This window comes from Pseudomonas sp. AC136 (assembly GCF_979258585.1).
Genome location: NZ_OZ409865.1, coordinates 2090279 through 2114132 on the forward strand (window position 1 = coordinate 2090279; position 23854 = coordinate 2114132).

At 61.1% G+C, this 23854-nt stretch carries 20 protein-coding genes; 3 read left to right on the forward strand and 17 right to left on the reverse strand.

Annotated features, from left to right (window positions below):
• Positions 1-6: 6 nt before the first annotated feature.
• Positions 7-1263, reverse strand: a complete 1257-nt coding sequence (locus tag ACZZZU_RS09460) for a hypothetical protein (RefSeq protein WP_463550443.1) — start codon at positions 1261-1263, stop codon at positions 7-9.
• 153 nt (positions 1264-1416) lie between these two features.
• On the reverse strand, positions 1417-2442 hold the full coding sequence (locus ACZZZU_RS09465; RefSeq protein ID WP_122494202.1) for a Glu/Leu/Phe/Val dehydrogenase dimerization domain-containing protein: 1026 nt from the start codon (positions 2440-2442) through the stop codon (positions 1417-1419).
• Positions 2443-2608: 166 nt separating this feature from the next.
• Between ACZZZU_RS09465 and ACZZZU_RS09470 the strand changes: the two genes are divergently transcribed.
• On the forward strand, positions 2609-3412 hold the full coding sequence (locus ACZZZU_RS09470; RefSeq protein WP_122494204.1) for a transglutaminase family protein: 804 nt from the start codon (positions 2609-2611) through the stop codon (positions 3410-3412).
• 17 nt (positions 3413-3429) lie between these two features.
• Here the strand turns inward: ACZZZU_RS09470 and ACZZZU_RS09475 are convergent, their stop codons facing one another.
• From ACZZZU_RS09475 to ACZZZU_RS09525, 11 genes are all read right to left on the reverse strand, one after another.
• Positions 3430-4233 (reverse strand): DUF2135 domain-containing protein, encoded by an 804-nt coding sequence (locus ACZZZU_RS09475; protein WP_122494206.1) that lies wholly within the window; start codon positions 4231-4233, stop codon positions 3430-3432.
• Between the two features lie 4 nt (positions 4234-4237).
• Positions 4238-5872, reverse strand: coding sequence for a DUF2300 domain-containing protein (locus tag ACZZZU_RS09480; protein WP_463550444.1), 1635 nt, complete (start codon positions 5870-5872; stop codon positions 4238-4240).
• A gap of 3 nt (positions 5873-5875) precedes the next feature.
• Positions 5876-10585 (reverse strand): alpha-2-macroglobulin family protein, encoded by a 4710-nt coding sequence (locus ACZZZU_RS09485; protein ID WP_463550445.1) that lies wholly within the window; start codon positions 10583-10585, stop codon positions 5876-5878.
• The gene (locus ACZZZU_RS09490; protein ID WP_463550446.1) at positions 10582-11259 is read right to left on the reverse strand and encodes a DUF1175 domain-containing protein; all 678 of its coding nucleotides are present in this window, start codon (positions 11257-11259) and stop codon (positions 10582-10584) included. Before ACZZZU_RS09490 ends, ACZZZU_RS09485 begins: the two co-directional genes overlap by 4 nt.
• Complete coding sequence (locus ACZZZU_RS09495; protein ID WP_463550447.1) at positions 11229-12953, reverse strand: DUF2138 domain-containing protein; 1725 nt, start codon at positions 12951-12953, stop codon at positions 11229-11231. The genes ACZZZU_RS09490 and ACZZZU_RS09495 overlap by 31 nt, the downstream gene beginning before the upstream one ends.
• Before the next feature lie 61 nt (positions 12954-13014).
• Positions 13015-13803 (reverse strand): DUF2135 domain-containing protein, encoded by a 789-nt coding sequence (locus ACZZZU_RS09500; RefSeq protein ID WP_122494214.1) that lies wholly within the window; start codon positions 13801-13803, stop codon positions 13015-13017.
• Between the two features lie 120 nt (positions 13804-13923).
• Positions 13924-14865 (reverse strand): AEC family transporter, encoded by a 942-nt coding sequence (locus ACZZZU_RS09505; RefSeq protein WP_463550448.1) that lies wholly within the window; start codon positions 14863-14865, stop codon positions 13924-13926.
• A 177-nt stretch (positions 14866-15042) separates the two neighbouring features.
• On the reverse strand, positions 15043-15264 hold the full coding sequence (locus ACZZZU_RS09510) for a hypothetical protein (RefSeq protein WP_122494218.1): 222 nt from the start codon (positions 15262-15264) through the stop codon (positions 15043-15045).
• Position 15265: 1 nt separating this feature from the next.
• Positions 15266-15967, reverse strand: a complete 702-nt coding sequence (locus tag ACZZZU_RS09515) for a lipopolysaccharide kinase InaA family protein (protein ID WP_463550449.1) — start codon at positions 15965-15967, stop codon at positions 15266-15268.
• A 208-nt stretch (positions 15968-16175) separates the two neighbouring features.
• Entirely contained in the window at positions 16176-17456 is a 1281-nt protein-coding gene (locus tag ACZZZU_RS09520) for a sensor histidine kinase (protein ID WP_463550450.1), read from the reverse strand.
• Positions 17446-18129: a response regulator transcription factor gene (locus ACZZZU_RS09525; protein WP_122494224.1), complete on the reverse strand. Its 684-nt coding sequence runs from the start codon at positions 18127-18129 to the stop codon at positions 17446-17448. Before ACZZZU_RS09525 ends, ACZZZU_RS09520 begins: the two co-directional genes overlap by 11 nt.
• A gap of 164 nt (positions 18130-18293) precedes the next feature.
• Here ACZZZU_RS09525 and ACZZZU_RS09530 point away from each other — a divergent pair, with 164 nt between their 5' ends.
• Positions 18294-19031 carry a phosphatase PAP2 family protein gene (locus ACZZZU_RS09530; protein WP_463550451.1) on the forward strand — a complete coding sequence of 246 codons (738 nt, stop codon included), beginning with the start codon at positions 18294-18296 and terminating at the stop codon, positions 19029-19031.
• Positions 19032-19310: 279 nt separating this feature from the next.
• Here the strand turns inward: ACZZZU_RS09530 and groL are convergent, their stop codons facing one another.
• From groL to ACZZZU_RS09550, 4 genes are all read right to left on the reverse strand, one after another.
• Complete coding sequence (gene groL, locus ACZZZU_RS09535; protein WP_463550452.1) at positions 19311-20954, reverse strand: chaperonin GroEL; 1644 nt, start codon at positions 20952-20954, stop codon at positions 19311-19313.
• Between the two features lie 57 nt (positions 20955-21011).
• The gene (locus tag ACZZZU_RS09540; protein WP_463550453.1) at positions 21012-21305 is read right to left on the reverse strand and encodes a co-chaperone GroES; all 294 of its coding nucleotides are present in this window, start codon (positions 21303-21305) and stop codon (positions 21012-21014) included.
• Between the two features lie 252 nt (positions 21306-21557).
• Entirely contained in the window at positions 21558-22013 is a 456-nt protein-coding gene (locus tag ACZZZU_RS09545) for an FxsA family protein (RefSeq protein WP_122452476.1), read from the reverse strand.
• 96 nt (positions 22014-22109) lie between these two features.
• Positions 22110-22841, reverse strand: coding sequence for a HugZ family pyridoxamine 5'-phosphate oxidase (locus tag ACZZZU_RS09550; RefSeq protein ID WP_463539953.1), 732 nt, complete (start codon positions 22839-22841; stop codon positions 22110-22112).
• 147 nt (positions 22842-22988) lie between these two features.
• Here ACZZZU_RS09550 and ACZZZU_RS09555 point away from each other — a divergent pair, with 147 nt between their 5' ends.
• Complete coding sequence (locus tag ACZZZU_RS09555; protein ID WP_122494230.1) at positions 22989-23747, forward strand: SDR family oxidoreductase; 759 nt, start codon at positions 22989-22991, stop codon at positions 23745-23747.
• Positions 23748-23854 lie beyond the last annotated feature (107 nt).

Sequence of the window (23854 nt, forward strand, 5' to 3'; positions counted from 1 at the left end):
TAAATGTTAAGGCACAGTCTTCTGTCCCTTGGTTTTCAAGCCATAGCGAATATCGCCAATAACTGCTTCGCTGTTGTCAGGTAATACATTGGAGATCATCACGACGGCGTCAGCCTGACGAATAACATTGAACGCTGACGAGCCTAATAATGTGCTTTGTTCACCACGCAAAAGCGAAGAGTCAAACGGCGAGTCTCGCCAATCTGCTGCCGCGTAATATTCAATATCGCCCTCTTTGGTAATTTTCATCCCCAGGGTCCACCAACGTCCCGCTGAATTTTCCAATGCCGCATCCGCTACGAAATAATCGCCCTGAACCGTTCTCAAGCGAATTCCCTCTGGCTTTAACCATATACCGGGCCAACGCTTATCTTCAGCGCCGCGGTTGTTATATATAGACGGCATACGCAACGACACCGTGGTGCCTTTAGGCCGATATATATGCATGACCACAATGGGCTCGTCGTCTGCTTGCCAGACTTTTTTGCTGTACATAAATAAATCGTCTTGCGCCTCCCGGTCCGCCGTACTGTATGGACCGGTGGGATGCTGCTTAAACCATTGCGCGTCCCGGACGAGCGATCTGATTCCAAGCCCCTGGTGACCCTCCTTGCTGGTAATCCTCATCGACTCCGGCGCTCCGCGTTGCGTGCCGGTTAAACCAAAGCCGATTCCAGCCCAGCCACGCTCGTAATCAAAAGTTGCGTTGGCCCAAGCGTTCTCGGAAAAATCACGATAGTCCGCGACTAGCCGCCCCTGGTGGCACCAGTGGTCGGGGCCATCGGCGTTTTCGCCTTTTATGGCTTTGTGGATGGGGCCGCACACCAGCGGGTTGATTGGCTTGGACGGTAGAATCGTAGTCGTAGCGTGATACCAGTAGCAGTCCGAGCCATTGGCCGAGTCGCACATCAGGTCCCCAGCTGGATTCTCGGAGAGGTAAACGTCGAATCCGGAAAAGTTTGCCAGCGTCCACTTAGCGTAAATATCCGCGTACGCTTTATTGCACCAATGGTCAACGTAGTCGTACCCGGTAATACCATGCAGTTTTAAATGTTTTACGCCGCATACTAATGAAGGGGTGTTGGCTGAAGGCACGCCTTTACTGTCCCAGTTGCACTCCTTGCGATCAGTGCCTGTAGCACAGGCGATGTTGCCATCGTTTTCAAGACGGACATAGGTGCGATTCCAGGGTGTCCACGCAGTCGCGGCATCGGCAACTAGCGGTGACAATGAAAGTGCAAGTAGCAATAGTGATTTGTTCATGATCAAACTCCAACACGCAGTAGAAGAAGCGTGTCGGAAGAGCGTATACATTTGCCCTTACTTGGTTCAGCTGTACGGGACTGCAATAAGGGTAAGAACACTCTTAGTCCCTACGCTACAAATCCTTATATTTGACATTCTTTACGCTGCTTATTATCGACTCCCGTACAAAATCTTTTCCGCCAACGCATCCGCCACCCGCGCGGGCGAGCGTTTGTCTGCCTGTGCGTGGCCATAAATTTCCGTTAAGCGCCGATCGATTTGGGTGAGGTGCGCGGTAATGGCTGGCAGCTCTTCACCGCGATGTTTGAGGGCGACATAAATCAGCCCGCCGGAATTGATGACGTAATCCGGCGCGTAGAGGATGCCGCGCGCTTCCAGTTCATCCGCCGCGTTGGCGCTGAGCAGTTGGTTATTGGCCGCGCCTGCCACCGCCGAGCAGCGCAGCTTGGCCACGCTGGCCGAATTCAAAACGCCGCCCAGGCCGCACGGCGCAAGGATGTCGCACGGTGTGCAAAGCAGCGCTTCGTTGGCCACCGGCCGGGCGTTGAGCTGCTCAACGGCTAGTTGCACGCGGCCGGGGTCAAGGTCGCTGACCAACAGTTCGGCGCCCGCTGCGTGCAGCTGTTCGGCGAGGGCAAAGCCGACGTTGCCCAAACCTTGAATGGCCACGCGCAAGCCTTCCAGGTCGTCGCTGCCCAAGCGCGCCTGGGCAGTGGCGCGGATGCCAGCGAACACGCCCATGGCGGTGTGGGGCGACGGGTCGCCGGCGCTGGTGGTGCTGGTGACGTGGCGGGTGTATTGCGCCACGCAGTCCATGTCGGCGCTGAGGGTGCCGCTGTCGATGGCGGTGATGTACTGGCCGCCGAGGCTGTCGATGGCGCGGCCAAACGCTTCGAACAAGGCGGCGCGGTTGTCTACGCCGGGCGGCCGCAAGATCACCGCCTTGCCGCCGCCCTGGCTTAGGCCTGCGAGCGCGGCTTTGTAGCTCATGCCCTGAGCCAGGCGCACGGCGTCGTCGATGGCGCTTTTTTCGTCGGGGTAACTGAGGTAGCGGCAACCGCCCAGCGCTGGGCCGAGTCGGCTGTTGTGAATGACGATAACGGCCCGAAGCCCGGTGGCCGCATCGTTGAAACAGTGCAGGGCCTCGACACGTGCCGCTTCCATTAAAGCGAACATGTGATGACTCCTTATTGTTGTGGTTCCGAGCAGTATAGGTGGCCGCATACGACCCAACTGACCAGGCGAGCATAAGCAAGGCCGCGTTGCGCAAAGCCAGGCATAACGCCGCGCTGGACGAAGTGTTAGCTAACCGCTACAACCCTAGGGCGACCCGGAGAAGCCCATGACCCCACGCCAAGCCTGCCTTGCCTGTCTGGACCGTGAACCGCCTGCGCTGTTCGAAGCCGCGCTATGGATTGCGGCTGAGCACGACGACAGCCTGGTGCCGCAACAGGTGCTGCGCGAATTCACCGGTTTGGTTCATCAGGTCAGCAGCGGCTTGCCCCATCTGCCCGCCCATGAACTGGCGCAACCGTTGCTGCGGCGCCTGGGCGAAATCGATTTCCACGAAGACGACAGCAGCCCTCTACTGCCCCGCTCCGCCCTGCTCGATCAGGTGCTGCTGCGCAAGCGTGGACAACCGTTGTCGTTGGCGCTAATCGCATTGGAGCTGGCCGAGCGCCTGCACATTCCTCTGCAAGGCGTGAATTTCCCCGGCCATTTTTTGCTGCGTGTGCCTGGCGCCGATCATCTGCTCGACCCCAGCAGCGGGCGCCGTCTGTATACCCGCGACTGCCGCGAGTTACTGCTGCGCACCCTGGGCCCGAAAGCGGAGCTGCATGCCACGCACCTGCAAAGCTGCACTGCGCGGCAGATGCTGCAACGCCTGTCGCGCAATCTGCGTGGTTTGCACACGCAGGCGCAGGAGCCGCTGGCGGCGTTGAAAGATGCGGAGCGGGTGCTGTTGCTCGGTTCGCCTAATCTGGTCGATCACTTGGCGCGGGCCGACATTTACCGCCAGCTCGACTGCCCGCAGGCCGAGCGTTACGACGTGGAACACGCGCTGTTGTTAAGCGAAGACACGGCGCAGCGTTTGCTGCTCAGCGAGCGCTTGCGCCAGCTGCGGGCCACGCCGGAACTGCACTGAGCCCGGCGGCAAAACCCTCAGGGATAACTGAAGCGCTTCACCATGGTCAACTCGCCCGTGGCGCGCATGGGCACGATGAACGATTCCTGCTTTTCGTTGGCGGTGCCTTCCTGGGAAATGACGGTGACCTGCGCGGTGGTGAGAATTTGCTCGGGGGTTTCCACGCCTTCTTCATCGCTGCTGGAACCGCCGCCGAAGTAGTTCACGTACACCAGGTATTCACCGCTCAGTGGCGTCGGCGAGGCGAACATTTCCGGGCCGAAGCCGGTGGTCACGTCCACATCGAGCGCGCCGCCATTGGCAGCCGAACGATCGCCATACCAAATGTGCCCGCCATCGGGCGTGACCACGTGCAGGTCGAGGTCGGTGTTGTCGCTGTCCCACGACAGCACCACGCGCAGCTTGGCGGCGGTTTCGCCGCTGCCGCGGTTGTAGAACTGCACGCGGTGTTTGGCGGTGCCTTCGGCGTTGCGTACTTCCACGCTGTTGCTGCCGGAGGGGAACACGAACGGGCGGTCGAAGCTGCCGTCTTCCTGCACTTTCAGCGGCATGCTGATGCCGTTGACGATCAAGCGCGCCGGCTTGCTCGCGTCTTTGGGCGTGGCCGTGATCTGCCCGGCAATGCGCGCGGTGTTGGCTTGGTCGGCCGCGCTGTTCACCGAGGAAGCGGGGTAATTCACTTCCTGCATAAAGTGCGCGCCCTCGTCGGAGCCTTTGCGCCAGCCGCCAACCGGCGTGTCGATTTGCACACCGTCGGTGGCGAGCGCCGCCAGCGGCAAGCAGGCGAGGAACAGGGCGATTTCAGTCAGGCGTACACGCATGGGGCTATTCCAGAAGTAGGTGGCGGGCGAGGCCTTCGATGTAGGTTTCGTCCTGGCCGTTGGGGTGTGCGGCAAAGGCCAGGTGCAAGTATTCGTGGGTCAGGTCGAGGCGGTCCTGCAGTGAGTAGAAGCCTCGAACAAAAATGCGTTGGCGCTCACGGTCGACATGGGGTTTGCCGCCGCTCAGTTGGCACACGGCGAAATCACTGGTTTCCACATAACCGGGCTCGCGTTGCAGGCGCTCACGCCAGCCGCGCTGCTGGTTTTTCAACCACTCCTCGGCGTTACCGAGCGCCTGGCAGGCGGCGGTGGGTTGGTCCCATCGGCTGAGGCTGGCGCGGGGAAAGGCACGGGCGAGAATGGCGTCGTAGCGCAGGCCCTGCCCGGCTTGCCCCACGGCGTTTTGCCAAGACAGACGATCCGTTCCGGCTTTGTCGCTGTGGTAGTTCACCGGGCTGCCGGCTAACACCAGATCGGTGGTCCAGGCTGCAATTTGTCGGGCCCCTTCGCTGGCCGGGCGTGGTGCCACGCGCTGGCTGGCGCTGCTGTCGCTGATGCTCAGGCATTCGCCGTTGCGGGTGGCGGTTTGCAGCAAGTAGGTGCGAATGGTCACGGCCAGGGCTTTCGCCGCTTCGGCCGGTTGCGCCGAGGCTTCGCGGTCGAGCACGCGGGCGACGTAGTCTTCGCGGCTGAGGCGTGCGGTGAGCTGGCCATCGGCGCCGACAAACAACTCGCCTTCGCTACTGATGGGCAAGCGGTTGCCGTTGGCGAACTGCACCTCGTAGTCGCCGCGCAAGGCACCGGCGCCGACCAGTTGCCCGCTGGCTTTGCTGCGCACTTGCCGAACCGGGTAACGGGCGAACAATTGCACCTGCACGCAGCGGCCCTGGTCGAGCGGTGGCGGTGTCGGCAGCGCAGCGCCCAAGGCTTGCGCGTAGTTTTTCAGAATGCGCTGGCTGGTGCCCACGCCGCCCGCCCAAACCGGGGTGCCGTCCACTAACCAGCCGGCGAAACCACCTTGGCGCGCCTGGGCATCGTGGTCGGCGAGCCAGCTCCAGGTTTTCACCCGCAAGCGACTGCCCAGTGCGCCGAGGGTGGCGCCGTCGGGGGCATGCAGCATCACGTCGAGCAGCACCCGACGCGCCTGCTCCTGCGCCGGCAAGCTGGCGAGTTGTTGCAGCAGTTCACCAACCGCTACGCGCTGTTGCGGCTGCAACTGCGCCATGTCGCTCAGCCACAACGGCGCCTGGCGTTGCTGCCAGTAGGCGCGCCAATCGGCGGCATCGAGTTTGAGATTGGCGGGGGAAAAATACAGGCCGCAGCTTTGCGTCAGCGCCTGATCGCGTTCGATGCGTTCACCGGCTTTGCAGCAATACACCTCGTCGCGGTCCTGACCTTTGCAGGTGTAGCCCACTTCGGGTTTGTGCGTGTCGACCAAATAGGCATACACGAACAATTTCCACAGGCTGCCCAGTGGCGCGCTGAGGTCGGCCGGCAATGGGCCGCGACTCGTCACGCCTTGCTGATTGAGGTGCAGCAGTTGCGTGTCCGGCGCGGCGCCAATGGCCAGTTGCAGCGGTGCGTCCCCGGCTCTGGCGAGCAGGGGAAACAACACAATGCACAACCAGCCAAGGCGCACGGCTTACTCGACCTTCAGGCTGCCGTAGCTCGGTTCGCTTTCCAGTGCCTGATCTTGCGGCGCGTACATGCGCACGTAGCGCGCTGGCGGCAGCGAGAATTCGCCTTTCTGCGAGAAGCGCACCAAGTGCCGCACGGTCAGGCCACCTTGCAGGCTGTCGACCGGCACCGCGTACAGCAGTTGACCGTCTTCGTAGCGGGCTTTTTCCAGCGGCGCGGCTTCTTCGGAATCCAGACCGCTGACTTGAATGCCCCAGGTGGTGCGTTCCACGTCGGCGCCTGGCGGCAGCGGCACTTCCAGCAAGCCGTAGCGCAGGGCGCGGGCGTCTTCGCTGCTGAGGCTCACTTCGTCCAGGTACAGGTCGTCGCCGGAGATAGCTTCGCCTTCGCCGACTTCCTTCACGCTGAACTCAAACGCGGCATCGCCCGGCACCAGACGCAGCAGACGGCGGCTGAGCGTCACCGGCAACACGCCCGGTTTGCTCTGCGCGCTGCGGTAGCTAACGGCGACGTTAACCGGCTCGGTCACCGAGGCGGGCAGTTCCAGGTTGCTCGGCACGCCATTGCCGACCCACACCCACTGGGTTTCGCCACTGGCGCGCTGTTGCGCCTGCCAGCCTTCGCCCGGTTTCAGTTCACTGGCCGCGGCTTTTTGCTGGCTGGCCGCTTGCAGCCAGGTCAGCGCCAGGGCGCGTTCCAGGGTCGACTGCTCAGGCGCCAGACGTTGCAGCAAGGCCTTGGCCTGCCCTTGATCGACGCCGGCCAGCTTGGCTTTGAGGCTGGCCACGAACGGATGCTCGCTGGCGTACACCACCTCTTGCGCGGCCGGCAGCTGCGCGCTAAACGCAGCAGGCGCGGTCACTTTGCTCTGCTTGGCCAGTTCGGCGGTGAGCACACGGGCAACGGCCAGGCCGAGCTTGGAGTTCGGTGCAGCCAGAACCAGACTGGTCAGGCCATCGTCGCTCGGGGTCGGCTCGGCGTCGGCGGGTTGCACGCTGGCCACGTCGGTGCGCGGTGCATCGGCAGCCACTTCGGCTTCGCCGTTGCTGCCCGCTTGGGTCGCGGCATCGACTTTCGCTGCCACTTCGGCGTCGGCCTTGGTCTGCGCGTCGTGGTTGGTCAGGTCAGTCATCAAGCCTTCCACCAGGGTATTGATGGGCAGGTTCATGTCTTTGGCAAAATCCAGGATCAGCGCGCGTTGCAGCAGCGGCGTAGTCGCGGCCTGCTTGGCGTAGATGTCCATCACCCGCTGCCAGTGATCGGCAGGCAGGCTCAGTTCCAGCGCTTTGCTGGCGTACCAGTCGGCGTAGTAGGCGTAAGCGGTAAGGAAGGCGTCCGGCTCGGCGCCTTCGCCCCACCAGGTGAACAACGCTTCCGGCCCGGCCATTTGCACCAGTCGCAGGCGGCTGTTCTGCATGATCAGACGCAAGCGGTCGGTGACGCGTTTTTCAATGCGCCCGCCTTCAGCATTGCCCTGCTCGGCCTTGCTCAGTAATGGATAGGCGAGGCTCAACGGCAGCAAGCGGCTAGCGGTTTGCTCCACGCAGCCATAGGGGTATTCCAGCAGGTCGTCGAGGTTGCTGTTGAACAACGCTTTAGCGCTGTCGTCCAGGCGCACGCTGATGTCACGGGCGTCGCTGGGCAGTTGCAGGGCATTGGCGCCGGCGTTGGCGGCCACGCGCTGGGTTTGCAGGTCTTGCCAGCCTTTGCCAACGGTACGCAGGGTGACGCTCAGGGCGTCCACCGGCTTGCCGTCGAGCAACAGCTCGGCTTTCCACTCGCCCGCCGCGACCGGCACTTTTGGCAGCGGCAGGTAGTTGATGCCTTTTTCCAGGTCAATCGGCGTGCGCTTTTCCTGGCCGTTGAAGTGGCTGACCAATTCGGCTTTGGTCGCTTGCTCGCCCTGATTGAAGACGAACACACCCATGGCCGGTTGGTCGTCCGCGCGGAACTGGGTCGGCCCGCTCCATTTCAGGTACAGCGGTTTTTCCGAACGGATGAACTGCTTCTTCTGGCCCACGGTGCCGGCGTCACTGACGGCGCGCGCGGTGATGCGCCAGCGGGTCAGGGAGTCGGGCATACGGAAGGTCAGCTTGGCGTGGCCGTTTTCGTCGGTCACCAAGTCAGGCTGCCAGGCGGCGGTGTCGACTTCTTCACGACGCGGCCGCTCCAGCACTTTCACGCTGCGGTCACTGCGGTTGGCTTTGCCCGGCGCGGTGGGCGAACCCGGTAGCGCCACGTCGTAGCTGATAAACGACAGGCTGGCGCTGGTGCGCACGTTGTTGCGACGCGGGTGGTAGAAGAACTGGTCAATGCTCGGCGCGATTTCCGGTTGCAGGGCGTAGATCATTTCGTCCACCACGCTAACGGTCAGACGCGTACCGGCCGGCTTGCCGGCGAACTGGGTGGTGAGGTCGATGGTGACCAAGTCGCCCGGTTGGTACTGCTCTTTATCGGCGGCGATGGCGATGTCGATTTGCGGCGCCGCCACTTTGATGCCGGCGTTCTGGAAGCTGTAGTCGCCGCCTTTGGTGTACAGGGCAGAGAAGGTCAGGTTCGGCGAGAACTGCTCGGTAACTGGAATGCGCGCGCGGTATTGGGTGTCGCTGAGTTTCTCCAGCTTCAGCCAGTCGGCGCCTTTGCTCAGCAAGGCGGTGGCTTCCACCGAATCACGCTCCAGGGTCAGCAGGGCATCGCCCACCGGTTCCGGGAAGGTGATCAAGGCCAGGGCTTCTTCGCCGGCTTTGTATTCGGCTTTATCCAGCACGATTTCAATGGTGCCAGCGACCGCTTTCACGCCTTCGCCGCTGACCGAATGGCCGGTGGCGCCGAGGATCAGGCCGTCTTTGTCTTTGATGGTGATGCTGTAGCTGCCAGGGCGTTCGAAGCTCAGGTCGAAACCATCGGCGTCGGCGGCCAGGCTGCCGTCGTCTTTGCTCTGGTCTTCCAGGCGAACCCATTCGTAGTGCGCCGGTTTGTGGCTTTCTTTTTTCTGCCCGGCAGCGGTTTCACTGCGGTAGCTAAAGCGCACTTTTTCCTTAGCCGCACTGAAGCGCTGCGGGGCGCTGAGGCGGTAACGGGCGGCGCCACGTTCGATCAGGATTTCCTTGCTGGTTTTCACGCGGTACGCCGCGCCGTCGCTGGCGAACACGGTCAGCAGGTAACGGCTGGGTTTGTCGGCGGCGGGCAGTTTCAGCTCGGCGCGGCCCTGGCTGTCGGTGGTGACTTCGGTGGTCGCCAGTTCAACCGGGAATTGGCCGAGGTACTGCAATTCGTTGTCGATCATCGACAGTTGCTGGGCGCGCAAGGTCAGTTGCACTTTGGCGTCTTTTACCGGCTTGCCGTCGGGGTAGACGAGCACCAGATTGCCTTTCACTTCTTCGCCGGTCCGGAAGTCTGGCTTGGCCAGGTCGAGGGCGATTTCGAAGTGCGGTTTGATGTAGTCCGCCACGCGGAAGGCGCTGCTGTATTGCTGGTCGCGGTAGCCGAAACGCAGTTCGTAACCACCGGCCACGGCGTTGCTCGGCAACTGGAAGCGGCCTTGGCTACCGGCTTTGCTGTCCATGTTCAGGTCGAGCGTTTGCAGGGCGGTGCCGTTGGCGTCGAGCACGGTGAGCTTCACCGGCGCGCTGGTGGGCGCTACCGAATCACGGGCGTTTTTGAATTCGCGGCCGAGAATTTTCACTTCCACCCAATCGCCAGGACGGTACAGCGGGCGGTCGGTGAAGGCGTAGAGCTTGGTGTCGTAGATTTCGCTGTCGTAGTAGAAGTTTTCCGAGACGAACACGCCGCCTTCGCTGTCTTCGCCCAGCACATAAGAGCGTTCGGGGCTGGCGTGTTTCAGGCGCAGTAGGCCTTGCTCGTCGGTTTCACCACTGCTCATCACGCCCAGGCCGTCACTCCACAGCACCTTGGCTTTGGGCACGACGCTGCCTTCGTGCTTGCGCGCGGTCCACACCAGCAGTTGGTCGCCGGCGATTTTGCTCACCGCCACGGTGTTGGAGACGAACACCATGGTGGTGGCGCGGTATTTACCCACCAGCGCTTCGACCAGGTACAAGCCGGGTTTCAGTTTGCCCAACGGCACATACACATTGCCTGGGTTAACGCTGACGAAGTCGCTGGACGAACCGGCCAACTCCACGCCTTTAGGCGGTTGGATGGCTTTGGCATCCCACAGCGGATAGCGGAATTGCGCCACCAGTGGCAGGCCTTTCATCGGCGCAAATTGCGGCGTGTTTTCGTATTGCGTGGGCGTGGCGATGGCCGTGCCCATTTTCAGTTCCGGCGCTTCTTCGGTGACGTTCTTGCGCGACTCATAAGAGAACGCGCGCTGCATCACCCGGCGGGACTTGCGGTACCAGTTATCCCACAGGTACGAGAGCGTGTTGGACAGCCCTTCCCCCTTGAACTGCCCTTCCGCGACGACGCGGTGCAGGTTCTTTTGGCGCTTGAGGAATTCCAGCGGCTGGTCGATGCGGTACACGCGCATGTCCACGCCGCCGTAAGGTTCCATGGTGTAGCGACGGTAATCGCGACCGGGCGCTTCAAGGCGCACCTGGGCCACTTCGTCGGTGGCGAAGCTGGCATCGGCCAGCAGAAAGAACGACTCGCCACCCACGGGCGAATAGCCGCTGGGGTTTACCGTGTCTTCGGCGTGCAGGCTGCTCAGGGGCAGGAGCACGCTGGCGACCAGAGCTAGGGCCAGTTTCATCGAGCGAGGAATTGCAGGCGATAGATGCCGATAAAGTTCGGATTGGAATCGTCGGGTATCCATCGGGTGTCCTTCCATTTCATGAGTTGTTGCACGCTGACCGAACGCATGCCGTTATCGGTCGGCGTGGTGGTGCCTGTGTGGTATGCGATTTCGCGGCCCATCCAAATCATCAGATGTTGCTCATCGCCCTGGTCGAAGAAAATCAGATCGCCCGGGCGCGCCTGGTTAAGGTCGCGGCCCAGAAATTGGCTGTTGTACTGAATCAGTTTGATCGCGTTGACGTACGGGCCAACCTTGCCGCCGCCCTGCTGCCATTGCTGGGCCAGGCTGCGTTGTTCGTTTTGCACCTGCAGTTCTGGCGGCAGGTAGCGGTTGCTCAGGCCGTTGGCGCGCAGCCACTTGGCGTCGTGCACTTTCAGAGCTTCGTTGGCGGCAAAACGCACCAGGCCGGCACAGTCTTGCTGATGCCAGCGCGGGCTCGGGCCCTGGCGCAGTTGCTCTTGTGCGATGCGCACAAACCAGGCGCGGAAAATCTGCGACTGCTCGGCATCCAGCGGCGTTATGGCCGATGCAGTCGCGCAGGCGAGCGTGGGCAGCAAGAGGCTTCCCAGCAGCACCAGCGTGATGGCAGCGCGCGATTTCACAGCGAACGCCACTCCAGTGGCAGCCATTGCCAGTTGGAGTCCGGCGCGGCGTCGGCCGGCAGGGTCAGGGCGTAGTTGTTGTGTCCGGCCAAGGCTTTCAGCTTGGGCAGCAACAGGGTTTGCGCGGCGTTGCGGAACACCGGCTCGATGTCGCTGGGCAGCGCGTCGAGGGTTTCCTGTTCGAACAAGGCCGAGAGCGTGGACGGCGCCAGGTAGGCCGGCACTACGGCGTCCTTGGGCAATACGTCGGCCAACGGCGGGAAGCGTTTGTTCAGCGCGTCCAGGCCTTTGTTGACGATGCTGTCGTCCAGGGAGAACAGCAGCGTGGAGCCGTGGCGCGCCATGCTCACGCGGAAGAAACCGCTGGCGGCCATGGCGTCGGGCACTTCGGCTTCGCTGGCGGGGTATTGGCCGAAGTTGGAGCTGACTTCGCGCTGCCAGACATGGGTGCCGTCTGCGCGGGTTTCGTCGCTCAGCGGGAAGATGCCGCCTTCTACGTTGGCTTCCCAGGCGCCGATCACCGAGCCGAACAACTTGCCAAGATTCTCGTCCAGGCTGGTGCCGGCTTTGTCGTCGAGTTGGCCGACCAGCAACGGGCTGTGCAGGCGCGAATTCGGATACCAGCACAGGCCAGCGGCACCGGTCATGTGCTCGGCCAGTTGCTTGGCTACATCCGGCTGGGCGCCGACCTTGGCGAGCATTTTTTCATGCACGGCTGGCGCAACGGGCAACGCCACGCAGGCGCTGGCGCCCATGGGCATGGCGCGCCAGATGGGGTTGAAGTCGAGGTTGGTTTTTTCGCCGCTGTCGTTCAGCGCCAGGAAGCTGTGCCAGCCAGCGCCGTCCATTTCAAAACGCAAACCGGCGAAGCTTGGAATAAAGCGCTGGTAGCCCATGGCAACGTAATCGCTGCCCAGGGAAATACGCTGCTTGAGCTCGCCGCGCTCTTTCAGGCCGAAGGCTTCGGTGAATACGGTGTCGCCATTGAGCATGGCTTCCACGGCTTCGGTGGCGCCCTTGCCGAGGTTGGCGCCGTCGTAATCGCCTTCGAGCAACATGCTCGGGTTGGACAGCATGACCAGCTTGTCGCCGTAGCTGGCGAACAGCAGCGCGCGCTCGCCGTTGTAGCGCAGGCGGTAAAGCGGCACGGCGTCGCCATCCACTTGCAGCTCGGCCACTTTGCGCAGTTGGGTGTCGTCGGTGGCCACGTGGGCCAGCGGCTCGAGCAAACGCGCCAGACCGCCACGTTCCATCAGCACCACGAAGTTTTTCAACTTGCCGTCGGCGCCGCGCCACAGGGCGACCTGGGCCGGTTGGTCGAGCAACTGTTCGAGCAGGGTGTCCTGCAGTTGCAGGTCGTGTTCGTAGATGATGCGACGCAGGCTGCCGGTGATGCCGAGGCGATCCGGGTTGGCTTCGTAATAGAACACCAGGTCTTCGGTGAGGGTGTCGCGCAGCAGCGGCACGGCCAGCAGGTCTTTGGGCAGACGGCTCAGCGATTCGCTTTCGATCAGAACCTGCGGATGTTGCAGGTCGAGCTGCAATTCACTGGCGTCGGCCAGCGTGCGCGGCGGTGCCATGTGCTGCTGCAACCAGCCAAGCACACCGGCACCCGCGACCAGCGGCACGGCAACCGCCAGGGCGATGAGCACGCGACGCTTGCGCCCGGCTTTGCCTTCCGTGGAACCGGTTTCCCCGTTCTGGGTGGTGTTATCGCTCATGTAAGAAACCCCAATTCGTCCGTGCGTCGCTGGTAGCCAGGCGCCGCGTGCGGGCGCTAGCTCAATAGTTGAATGACTTGATCAGTTGCAGATCGCCAATACCGCGCAACGGCACGATAAAGGTCTCGCGTTTTTCGTTCGGCGTGTTTTCGTTGAACACCAGGTTTATTTGCGCGGTGATCACTTCGTTCTGGTTACTGCCTTCGTCGAAGTTGTAACCCTGATTGTTGAGGTTGCCCCAGTAGTTGACGAACACCAGATAGCGGCCGTGCAGCGGCGCGGTCATGGTGAACATCTCGGGGCCGGGGCCGTCGACGCTGTCGGTGTCCAACCCGCCGCCGTTGCTCATTACCGGATCGGCCCAGAAGGCGTGCTGACCGTCCGGCGTAACCACGTGCAGGTCGAGTTCGGCTTTGGGGTCGTCCCAGCCCAGCGCGATACGCACCTGGGCGGGGGTTTTGCTGTGATTGGCTTCGTAAAACTGCACACGCTTGAGCGACTGGCCGTCACCGCTCACCACTTCCACGCTGTTGGAACCGGCGCCCATGTTGTAAGGGCGCACGAAGCGGCCTTGGTCGTCGGTGTACAGCGGCAGCGGATTGCCGTTGACCACCAGGCGATGGGGCTGGCGGCTGCCTTGCAGGTTTTTCAGGGTGCCTTGAATAAGGGTGCGACCGCGCTGGGCGCCACGGTCAATCGGCGGCGTCGGGTACGCCACGCGCGCATCGTCGGCGCGCTCAAGCAGCCCGGAGTATCGCCAGCCGGCGACCGGGTTTTGCAAGTCAGCAGAAGGTTCAGCCACGACACAGGCGCAGAAAGCGGCCAGGCAGAACAACAGCAGGGAGCGCATGCGTAATCCTTTAGCGTGCGAAAGGCGGCAAAGGTATCGCTAGCTCACGAGCCTGACAATGACCTTGCGACACATTTTGTAAGAGTTACCGAATGGCTCACACCGCCCAGGGTCAGCGGCTTACATCCAACCGCCCCATTGCAGGAAAACAATGCCGATATTCGTCGTGATCGCCGCCACCAGTGTGGTGATAACGATGATTGCCGCTGCCAGTTCATGATTGCCATTGGCCGCCTTGGCCATGACAAAACTGGCCGCTGCCGTCGGGCTGGCGAAGTACAGAAACAGCACGCCCAGATCGGCGCCGCGAAAGCCAAAAGCGAACGCACCGGCGGTGGAGATAATTGGCAGCCAGACCATTTTCATCAGGCTAGCGCTGACAGCCAGCGCCCCACTCTTGCGCAACGAGGCAAGCGACAAGGTGCCGCCGATGCAGATCAGCGCAAGCGGCAACGTCAGTTGCGCCAGGTATTCGCCGGAAGTCGTCAGCCAGACCGGCAATGGAATTTTCCAGTACGCGAACGGGATGGCCGACAGCACGCCGATAATCAACGGGTTGCAGATGATGCTTTTGCTGATGCTCCACACGTCCGACTTGGCGCTGGGGCTATAGATAGCCAGCACGATGGCCGAAAGGCTGTTGTAGGAGAGGATTACCACGCCGGCCAGAATGCCGCCGAGCGACAGGCCATAGTCGCCATAAAGGCTGGTGGCCAGGGCCAGACCGATGATGCCGTTGTTGCCGCGAAACGCCCCTTGGGTATACACGCCGCGATCCGCCACCGGCACCCGCCAAATCGCCCAGCCCCACGCCACCAGAAAGCCCACCACGGTCGCCAGCACGAAGTAGCCGAGCACGGCAGGCTGCATCGCGGTGCTGAGGTCGGCGTGAATAATGGCGAGAAACAACATGACCGGCATGGTGACGTTGAACACCAGCGCCGAGGCGGTATTGATGAAATGGCTGTCGATCAGGGCCAGGCGTTTGAGGAAAACGCCGAGAAACAGCATGGCAAACACCGGCATGGTGATGCCGAAGGTGGCGGCGATGATCGCGAACATGGGAAGCAGAACCGGGCGGGTGTCGTTAGGTGGCTAATGATAAGCCACCACGCCTGGGAGCGCGACCTGCGGGGCGAGGCCCGGCCCAGTCAAACCTTGTGGGAGCGACTGGGCGACACTGTCATTGATCTGCTTAACGCCTATCGCGGCTAAAGCCGCTCCCACAAAAGCTAGGGCTTAGCGGGTGCCGCCTTGCGCGAGGCCGAACATCAGTAGCAGCAAATCCTGGTCGGGCCGAACGGCCACGGCCGACTTCAATTTCGCGGGCATCGAGCACTGCTTGGCCGCCGAGGCCGAATGCAGAACTTCCGGGCCCGGTTCATGCCAGGCCGCCGCCGCCAAAGAAGCCACACCCAACGCGCCGATGAGGAAAATACCTCGTGCAATATCTAGCTTCATGTCACAACCCTTTGATAGCGCTGCCAAACGCCGTGGAATGACCATAGATAACCTGTTGCCAATCTGCTGAACTCCACGACGAATGGCGGCGCAATTGACGCAGATCGTGACGAGCGGCTTGCTGACGGGTCAGGCGACGGCGCGACTTTTCCAAATCCAGCATGCCCACCTCGAAGGTGGCGTGCTCGCCCTCGCCTTCCACGCGAATGAACACGTGCTTGGAATACAGGCAGTTGTGCTGCCAGCGCGCGTTGTTCATGCGCGCAATCATGGCGCCCACCGCTTGCATGACTCGCCCATGAAACGCTTCGCCGTGACGTTCGCGCCCGCCACCAGCGTGCCACTGGTTTATTTCAATGAAGCCTTTCATGTCGGCTGTGATCAGTAGGGCGCGCCAGGCGTTATCGACACCGCGCTCGGCGCCGCAATACACCACTTTCGGCACGTTGATGCCCAAGCGCGCAAACGAGGTCAGCGCTTTTACTTCGCGCAACACCGTAGGGCGGCCGAACGGATGGAAGAAGCTGTGGTAGATGTGGCCGACTTGGCGCTTGGCATATAACAGGCTGCCGTCTCGGTCGTGAATTCGCTGAACACCGCTGGTGCCGCCGCGCCTGCTGTTGGGCTCTTCAACCCACTCGCCCTGCTGTTGCCACCATTGTTCGAACAGACCGGGAGTCGGCGAGTGCAGCGCTAGTGTCATGCGTGATGTCCTGTACAGAAGATAGAAAGCTGCCGCCCGTGGGGCGACCATATCCTTGAGGCCTGGGAAGGCGCTGGCGTGGTCGGGTGAGTTCTTGTAAGCCCTGACCGACGACGAATGTAACAGCCTTTGTGTGCACAATGGAGGCCAAGTTCCGAAAATTCCTACCGAATATCGGCCAAATAACGACTATCCACCGGCAACCCGTTTAACTGCGCCTAGGCACCAACACCACCTTGAAACAACATCCTCGCGGTTGCGCTGCACTGAGGCTGACATCCCAACCCTGGCTTGCACAGATACGTTGCACCAACGACAGGCCAAGCCCCAAACCATCGCCGCGCTGACTGTCGCCGCGCACAAAGGGCTGGAACACGGCCTCACGTTGAGCCTCGGGAATACCGACGCCGCTGTCTTCTACTTCAAAACCGTCGGCCACCAAGGTCAGGCTGATGTGCCCGCTGTCGGTGTAATGCAGGGCGTTGCGCAACAGGTTGCTCATTACCGTGCGCAAATGGGTGGCGTTGAACTCTCCGTCCAGCACCTGCACGGCGCGGTAGTTCAACGTCAGCCCCTTGCTTTCAATGGGCTGACGCCACTGTTCGAGCAGCTCACAGGCCGCGCTTTCTACGCTGATGGTAGGAATCTGGCTGACATCGGTGTTCTGCGCCCGCGCCAGCAGGAAGAAGGTTTGCACCAAGGCGCGCATATCTTCACAGGCGCGAAATATGCGCTGCACTTGAGCGCGGGCGCGGTCGTCGAGGTTGGGGTTTTCCAAAAGCAATTCGCACGAGCTGGCAAGCACCATCAACGGTGTTCGCAGCTCGTGGCTGACATCGCTGGTGAACAAGCGCTCACGCGTCAGGGCGTGACGTAGCAGCCCCAGCGTCGTGTCGAACGAGGCAGCCAACTGACCCACTTCATCAGCCGCGTAATTGGGCGCCAAGGGCGGCGCCATCGACAACAGCTGATCGGGGTGGCGTACCTGCCGCGAAAGCCGCGACACAGGCTCGATCACCTTGCGCGCGAGAAATTGTCCGAGCAACACCGCCAGCGCCACGCACAACACGAAACCAATCCACACCGTGGTGTACAGCGTTCGCTCGCGTTCCTCGAACTCGCTCTGGTCTTGCAGCAACACATATTCCTGCCCCGCCACCACGCGCACAAACGCGTGATACGACGAGTCGTCGCGGAAGATTTCATGGAAGCCTGGCGTCATGCCCGTGAGGTAATCCGGCAGAGCGAAATCGCCGTGGCCGCCGGAGAAGTAAAACAACTGGTCGGGCTCGGGACGGGTGCGCCATTCATCCATGTTGTCCATGTGCAGCAGGCGGTCGAGGTCGCCGCTGAGGACGCCGGAAATCAGCTTTTCCTCAAGCATGTGCACGGCCATATAAATGCCAATGGCAAAGGCGGCGGCTACCAGCGTGGTCATCAGTACAAACGCAATAACGATGCGGCGTGACAGGCTTTGCTTAAACTCCATCGGTGACTTCCGCCAAGCGATAGCCCACGCCGTGCACGGTTTGCAGCAGCGGCAATTCAAACGGTTTGTCGATCACCTGGCGCAGTTGGTGAATGTGGCTGCGCAGGCTGTCGCTGTCCGGGCAATCGTCGCCCCACAGCGCTTCTTCCAATACTTCACGGCGCAGCACGTGGGGACTTTTCTGCATCAGCGCGGCGAGCAATTTCAGGCCGATGGGGTTGAGCTTCAGGGCTTTGCTGGCGCGGCTGACTTGCAAGGTGTCGAGGTCATACACCAAGTCGGCGACTTGCAAAATGCGCCGACCGCCACCCTGACTGCGGCGCAGCACGGCTTCGATGCGGGCGGCCAATTCGGACAGGGCGAAAGGTTTGAGCAGGTAATCGTCGGCGCCGGAGCGGAAGCCTTGCAGGCGGTCGTCGAGTTGGTCGCGTGCGGTGAGCATGATCACCGGCGTGTCGCGACGCGCGTCTTCACGCAGGCGTTTGCACAAGGTGTAGCCGTCCATGCCGGGCATCATGATGTCGAGCACGATCAAGTCGTAGTGCTCGGTTGCCGCCAGGTGCAGACCCGACAAACCGTCTTGCGCGCAGTCGACGCTGTAGCCTTTCATGCCCAGATAATCGGCAAGGTTGGCGAGAATGTCGCGGTTGTCTTCAACGATCAGAATGCGCATGGCGGTTCCTTGAGGCGGGGCGTTACAGGCACGTCACGGGGCGCGACATTACCTCAACATTTAATGATTGAAGCGGCTTTCACGATTTTTTCACGACAACTTAACGCCATGCTGACAGCGCCTGGAGCAGCATGCACGCTACTTCCGCTACGCCTGGACTCAGCATGTCGTCGACTCCATTCACTACTTTTTCACACCGCCTGAACCTGCGCCTGGCCCTGGGCATTCCTCTGGCCATCGCCGCGTTACTGCTATTGATCGAACCCACCAAACTGGACTTCGCCCTGGCCAATCTGATGTACACACCGGGCGTGGGGTTTGTGGGAAAACACAGCGCATTTCTCGAAGACATCCTGCACGACCGCGCGAAACAGGCCGTGATCGCCTTCGCCGTGTTGGCCATTCTTGGCTTCGTCGGCAGCTTCTTTATCAACCGCCTGAAACCAATGCGGCGAGAACTGGGTTACCTGGTATTGGCCATGGGGCTGTCCACCAGTTTCGTTACGCCAATGAAAGCGGTCACCGCCGTGCAGTGTCCGTGGAGCCTGAGCCAATTTGGCGGCCAGGAAACCTACAGCCCCCTGCTCAGCCACCGCCCCGCCACCGACAAACCCGGCCGCTGCTGGCCAGGCGGTCACGCCGCAGCGGGCTTTACGTTATTCGCGCTTTACTTCGTGTGGCGCGACCGCAAACCCCGCTGGGCCCGTGCAGGTTTCGTCTTCGCCCTCACACTCGGCACCGTGTTCTCCGTGAGCCGCATGCTGCAAGGCGCGCACTTCTTCTCCCACAACCTGTGGACGGCGATTTTTTGTTGGTTGATTTGTTTGGGGTCGTATTGGGCGGTGTTGTATAGGCCGGCCAAGAGCATGGTGGCGAAACCCGCCTCCACGGCAGCCGTATAACCCCGCCATAAGATCAAAAACTCGAGGCTAAAGCCTCTCCCACAACAACCCGGCACCTGCGGGAAAGGCTTTGGCCGTTGCCGTTGCGATACGAGCCGCGCCGCCTCTCGAGATCGAGCGAGCTAGAGCAGTGCAAGGCGAAATGGTTTTTTGAAGCGCAGTTGGCTGTAGCCAATGAGCATTCAAAAAAACATTTCAACGCCGCAATGCCGACGCGCAGCCGATCGACCAGCCATAAAAAAACCCCGCACAAGGCGGGGTTTTTTACGTCAACAGCTATTACATCATGCCGCCCATACCACCCATGCCACCCATATCCGGCATACCGCCGGCAGCTGGCTTGTCTTCCACGATTTCAGCAATCATCGCTTCAGTGGTGATCATCAAGCTGGCGATCGAGGCCGCGGCCTGCAGAGCAGAACGGGTCACTTTAGCCGGGTCGAGAATACCCATTTCGATCATGTCGCCGTATTCGCCGGTGGCAGCGTTGTAACCGAAGTTACCGGAACCCTGCTTGACCTTGTCGACCACAACGCTCGGCTCGTCGCCGGAGTTGGAAACGATCTGACGCAGCGGTGCCTCAACAGCACGACGCAGCAGCGCGATACCCACGTTCTGATCAGCGTTGTCGCCTTTCAGTTCGGAGATGGCTTGCAGAGCGCGAACCAGTGCCACGCCACCGCCAGGTACCACGCCTTCTTCAACGGCTGCGCGGGTCGCGTGCAGGGCGTCTTCAACGCGGGCTTTCTTCTCTTTCATTTCCACTTCGGAACCGGCGCCAACCTTGATCACGGCAACACCGCCAGCCAGTTTGGCCAGACGCTCTTGCAGTTTTTCACGGTCGTAGTCGGACGAGGTGTCTTCAACTTGTTTGCGGATCTGAGCAACACGCGCTTCGATGTCAGCTTGAACGCCAGCACCGTCGATAACGGTGGTGTTTTCTTTGCTGAGGATGACGCGTTTGGCATTACCCAGGTGTTCTAGGGTAGCGCTTTCCAGGCTCAGGCCGATCTCTTCGGAGATCACGGTACCGCCAGTCAGAACGGCGATGTCTTGCAGCATGGCTTTACGACGGTCGCCGAAACCTGGTGCTTTAACAGCAGCGACTTTAACGATGCCGCGCATGTTGTTCACAACCAGAGTCGCCAGGGCTTCGCCTTCAACGTCTTCAGCAACGATCAGCAGCGGACGGCCAGCTTTGGCAACAGCTTCCAGCACCGGCAGCATTTCGCGGATGTTGGAGATTTTTTTGTCGACCAGCAGGATCAGCGGGCTGTCCAGCTCGGCAACCATGGTGTCTGGCTTGTTGATGAAGTACGGCGACAGGTAGCCACGGTCGAACTGCATGCCTTCTACAACCGACAGTTCGTTTTCCAGGCCCGAGCCTTCTTCAACGGTGATCACGCCTTCTTTACCAACTTTCTCCATTGCCTGAGCAATGATGTCGCCGATGGAGCTATCGGAGTTGGCGGAGATGGTGCCGACCTGAGCGATGGCTTTGGTGTCAGCGCATGGCTTGGACTGCGATTTCAGCTGAGCAACGATGGCGATGGTCGCCTTGTCGATGCCGCGCTTGAGGTCCATCGGGTTCATGCCGGCAGCGACGGCTTTCAGGCCTTCGTTGACGATCGACTGAGCCAGAACGGTGGCGGTGGTGGTGCCGTCACCGGCGTCGTCGTTGGCACGGGAGGCAACGTCTTTAACCAGCTGCGCGCCCATGTTTTCGAAACGGTCTTTCAGCTCGATTTCTTTGGCAACCGACACACCGTCTTTGGTGATGGTCGGAGCGCCGTAGCTCTTCTCGATGATCACGTTACGGCCTTTCGGGCCGAGGGTGGCTTTTACCGCGTCGGCCAGGACGTTAACGCCAGCCAGCATTTTTTTACGAGCGGAGTCGCCAAACTTAACTTCTTTTGCAGCCATGATCGTTATTCCTCAAATTCGTTTCGTTAACGCAAGTGGTAGCAACGGAGCGGGAAATCAGCCTTCAACAACAGCCAGGATTTCGTTCTCGCTCATGACCAGCAGGTCTTCGCCATCAACCTTGATGGTGTTGCTGCCCGAGTACGGGCCAAACACCACTTTGTCGCCGACTTTAACGGCCAGTGGGCGCACTTCGCCGCTGTCCAGCACACGGCCGGCGCCTACAGCGAGGATCTCGCCACGGTTCGGTTTTTCCGCAGCCGAGCCCGGCAGAACGATGCCACCAGCGGTTTTGGTTTCTTCTTCGCTGCGACGGATGACGACGCGGTCATGCAGAGGACGAAGCTTCATTGTCGATCTCTCCCAAGTAAGGTGGTTTAAAGCCGCCGGTTTATCCACCGGCTGGTTGTTTGCTATCCGGCGTGGCCGGTCGCGAGCCGCAACGCGGCCACGCGGAAGACTGACTGTCGTAAAACCGACAGAGACCTTGCGGTGACCACTACATAGGGGCGGGGAAAGGGATTACAAGGGCGGGGGTGAAAATTTTTTACACGGTTTGCGCCAGACAATGAGCGCTGCGGGCAGCGCTCATTCGCGCGGCTTTCACTTCGGATCGCGGTGCTCGAACTCGCCTTCGATCACGTTCGGGCGAGCCTGCCCGGATCGCGCAGCGAGGTCATCGGCGAAGGCACGCTGACGCAACGCCTGCTCTGCCGCGCGCTGGCGAAGCTTGCCGACCATCAGCCGGCGCGTGAACGGAATAAGACACAGCAGACCGAAAATGTCGCTGATAAACCCAGGCAACAGCAGCAGGCCACCGCCGACGGCAATCAGCAAACCTTCGAGCATTTCCTGTTCCGGCAATTCGCCACGGGCCAGACGCTCACGGGCGCGCCACGCGGTGGCCACGCCGGCCACGCGCAGCAACACGCTGCCCAGCACCGCGCTGCCGATGACCAACAGCAGCGTGGGCAGCACGCCAATGGCGCTGCCGACTTTGATCAGCACCGCCAGTTCGATAATCGGGAACAGCAAAAACAAAAACAGAAAAGCACGCATCAATGGGGTTCCTGTAGGACGGCCGGGCGGCGATTCGCTTAACCCGCGAGCGTTTTATCGCCGGAAAGATTTAGGTGGTGCTGCGTGGCTTTTAATTCAAGCAGATTCTTGCCCGGCAGCCGGCCAGGTTTCGGCCCGCGCCAGCGCTACCAAGGCCTGGCGCACTTCCAGCGCAGTGTTACAGGATGTTGGAAACGCCAGCCAATGCAGGCCTTGGCCGATGCGCAGGTGAAAGCCTTCGCTGTCGATACCGGCTAACTCGGCGGGCACATGGTTGGGCAACCCGGCCAGCTCAACGTAATGGGCGATGGCGCTGGCGTGGTCGCTGTTCATGTGTTCGACCATGCTCAGCTCAATGTCGCCGGCAAACGGGTTGGCCAGCGTCACTTCATCGAGCCAGTGAATGGCGCCAAAGCCGCCGATATAGCGCGAGCGCACCGGCTCCAGCACCCAAAAATCAAAATCGTGGGCCTGGTGATAGCCCTCCGATTCTGGAAAGTAGCGGTAGTAACGTGCGGCAGCGGCGACGGTGGCCGCCTCATCGGTAATTTTGCGCGCCTGCGCCAGCACCGTTAAACGGCCGACGGCTTGAATATCTTCGGCGCCGCGCTCGCCCACCAACAGCGAACACTTGGGTTCCACCTGCAAATTGTGGGTGTGCTGAGCGATGCGGCTGATGAGAATCAGCGGGTGCCCGCTGGCATCCAGGCAGTACGGCACCACTGATCCGAACGGGTAGCCGGGCATGGCTTTGGACAACGTGGAGAGCGCCCCACGGTATTCCTTGAGTAGCAATTCTCGGGCATGCTTGCCGACTTTCACGCTCACCTTATGACTCCTCGTCGAGAATTCGTATTGAAGACGGACAGGTGCCCAGCTTAACGGTTGCGCGCATCAGCGGGGAACAACGTATCCGGTTGGCAGCGGCACCTATAAAAGGTGCGCGCGCTCAATCTACTTTTTGGGGATGTGGTTATGGAACTGAAAGACAAAGTCATCGTGATTACCGGCGGTGGTCAAGGCCTTGGCCGCGCCATGGGCGAGTACCTGGCCGCGCGCGGCGCCAAGCTGGCGCTGGTAGACCTCAATCAGGAACGCCTCGATGAAGCCGTTGCCGCCTGCAAAGCAGCCGGTGGCGATGCCCGCGCCTATATCTGCAACGTGGCCAATGAAGAACAAGTGATCCACACCGTGGGCCAGATTGCTGACGACTTCGGCGCCATCAACGGCCTGGTCAACAACGCCGGTATCTTGCGCGATGGCCTGACTATCAAAGTGAAAGACGGCGAGCTGTCGAAGATGAGCCTGGCGCAGTGGCAGTCGGTTATCGACGTCAACCTGACCGGCGTTTTCCTGTGCACCCGTGAAGTGGCGGCCAAAATGATCGAGCTGAAAAACCAGGGCGCGATCGTCAACATTTCCTCCATCTCCCGCGCCGGCAACATGGGCCAGGCCAACTACTCGGCCGCCAAGGCCGGCGTTGCGGCAGACACCGTGGTGTGGGCCAAAGAGTTGGCGCGTTACGGCATTCGTGTCGCGGGCGTGGCACCGGGCTTTATCGAGACCGAAATGGTCGCCAGCATGAAACCCGAAGCGTTGGAAAGAATGACGTCGGGCATTCCGCTCAAGCGTCTGGGCCAGCCGAAAGAGATCGCGCACTCGGTGGCCTACATTCTGGAAAACGAGTACTACACCGGGCGGATTCTGGAGCTCGACGGCGGCATGCGGTTGTAATCGGTCGATTGGCTGCTGGGTTCGAAGATCAGCGCAACGCGACCTCACAAAAAAGCCCTGCTAAATGCGGGGCTTTTTATTGCGCTCGGTATTCGTCGGAGCGGCCG